Here is a 2,236-nt window from a genome sequence, read left to right on the forward strand (position 1 = left end):
CGCCGAGGCGTCCCTCGGTGATGAGACGGCGCAGGGTCAAAAAATCGGCGTCCCAGCGGCGGTTGTGGAAGATGCTGAGCAGTCGCCCCTGCGCCTTTGCCAGGGCGATCAGCGCCTCGGCCTCGCGGGTGTTGAGGGCAAACGGCTTGTCGATCACCACGTGCTTGCCGGCCAGCAGGGCTTCCCGTGCCAGCGGGGCATGGGTATCGTTCGGTGTGGCGATGACCACCAGCGCAATCTCGGGGTCGGCCAGCATGGCAGCCATATCGCACACCCTCACATCGGGCAGATCGCCGTGCACCTTGTCGGCATCACGGCTCACGACCGTGGTCAGGGCGATACCATCGGCGCTGCGCAGCAGCGGGGCGTGAAAGGTCTTGCCGGCATAGCCGTATCCCACCAGGGCGGTTTTCAGTGCCATCACTCTCTCCTGTCTCAGGCTCCGGTATCACACAGACGGCGGCCGCGGCGGGTCAACAACACCAGCAGGGGCGGCAACAGCAGCCACATGTGTAACTCCAGCTGCATCATTGGCGACGTGGTCAGCGCCCCCGTGACTCCAACCAGCGCCCCGGCACCGCTCATCTGCAGCAGACCGAGCAGGGCGGCGGCGGTACCGGCGCAGTGTCCGAACGGGGCCAGCGCCATGCCGGCCGCCGAGCCCATCACCATGGCAAATCCGATGCTGGAGAGGAAGACGGGACCCATCATGGCGAGCGGCGTCTCGACACCGCGCAGCCAGGTCAGCAGCAGTGCCGACGAGGATATCACGAGCAGGCCGACCCGCAGGGTCCGACGAGCCCCGAAGCGACCGATGAAGCGCGGAGCCATGAAGCAGGTGACGATGTTGAGGGCCGCATTGGCGGTGAACCAGTGGCTGAAGCCCTCCATGTCGAGGCCCAGCTTGACCATCAGCTGCACCGGGGCGGCCGTGACGTAGGCGAGGATCACCGCCATCGCCAGCATGCACAGAGAGGCATTGAACAGGAAGCGGCCGTCACCGATCACCGGACGATAGCGTTCCCAGGCGATCAGCGCCCCCTCACTGCGAGTCTCGGCCGGACGGGTCTCGGGCATGGTAAACCAGAGCCCGCTGCCGACCAGCACGGCATAACCGGCCATAAACCAGAAGTTGGCTTCCCAGGCGAAGTGGGCGGTGAGCCAACCACCGAGCAGAGGAGCGAGCGCCGGAATGAAGCAGATGGCGCCATTCAAGTAAGAGATCATCTGACCGCTCTTCTTTGGGCCATAGCTGTCACGCACCACAGAGAAGGCGGCCACCGAGGTAGCACAGGCCCCCAGGCCTTGCAGCACCCGCGCCACCATCAGGGCCCCCAGGCTGCTGGCAAAACCAGCCAGTATGGCGCTGGCACAATAGAGCAGGATACCGCACAGGGCCACCGGACGACGCCCGTGACGATCGGCCAAGGGACCGGCCAGCAGCTGACCCACCCCCATGCTGAACAGGAACCAGGTGATGGTGCCCTGCATCCACTCCACCGGCGCGCCCAACGACTCGGCCATCTGGGGTATGGCGGGCAGATAGATGTCGATGGCCAGCGGACTAAACAACACCAGCAGCACCAAAAGAGACAACAATCCCATCTTCACTCCCTCCTTCTTGACCCATGGGTAAAAGTCGGCGCAGTCTACGGGCTCAATGACATGAATAGAAATGGCATTTATTCACTGCTGTTATTCCATATTGGAAATGTCTTCATCGTTTGCTCCGGAGCCTCCGTTGACAGAGCCCTATCACCCCCATCAAGTACTCAAGGTCAGTGGCAGAGCCTGGTTCATGGGAGACCTGCATGGCTGTTTCTCGCTGCTACGCGAGAAGTTGGCCGACTCCGGCTTTAATCCGGGTCAGGGTGACATGTTGATTGGTGTGGGGGATCTCATCGATCGGGGCCCCGATAGCCTGGCCTGCCTCTCTCTGCTGGAGCGCCCCTGGTTTCGCACCGTTCTGGGCAATCACGAGGCCATGATGCTGGGTGCCCTGCAGGGCTGTGAGGAAGAACATCTGCGCTGGCGGCGCAACGGCGGTGAATGGTTCGATCGTCTGAGCGCCGAAGAGCAACAGAGCGTCAGAGGAGTTCTGCCCCGCCTCGCCGCTCTCCCCCTGGCGCTGACGGTCGAGACAACCAGTGGAGCCCACATTGGTGTGGTACACGCCGACCCGGGAAGCAACGACTGGAACAATCTCGATGAGGCATTCTGCCTGCAACACAGGCGG

At 63.1% G+C, this 2,236-nt stretch carries 3 protein-coding genes; 1 reads left to right on the plus strand and 2 read right to left on the minus strand.

Annotation, left to right across the window (positions count from 1 at the left end; genetic code table 11):
• The coding region (locus BN1121_RS19215; protein ID WP_043597394.1) for a Gfo/Idh/MocA family oxidoreductase at nucleotides 1-421 on the minus strand (421 nt) is incomplete at its 3' end.
• 14 nt (nucleotides 422-435) lie between these two features.
• Complete coding sequence (locus BN1121_RS04800; protein WP_005345735.1) at nucleotides 436-1,605, minus strand: multidrug effflux MFS transporter; 1,170 nt, start codon at nucleotides 1,603-1,605, stop codon at nucleotides 436-438.
• Between the two features lie 193 nt (nucleotides 1,606-1,798).
• On the opposite strand from BN1121_RS04800, the gene BN1121_RS04805 reads away from it, so the two are divergent.
• On the plus strand, nucleotides 1,799-2,236 hold a 438-nt coding region (locus BN1121_RS04805), incomplete at its 3' end, for a metallophosphoesterase (protein WP_231553003.1).

Origin of the sequence: Aeromonas diversa CDC 2478-85 (assembly GCF_000819805.1) — a bacterium.
Classification (GTDB): domain Bacteria; phylum Pseudomonadota; class Gammaproteobacteria; order Enterobacterales; family Aeromonadaceae; genus Aeromonas; species Aeromonas diversa.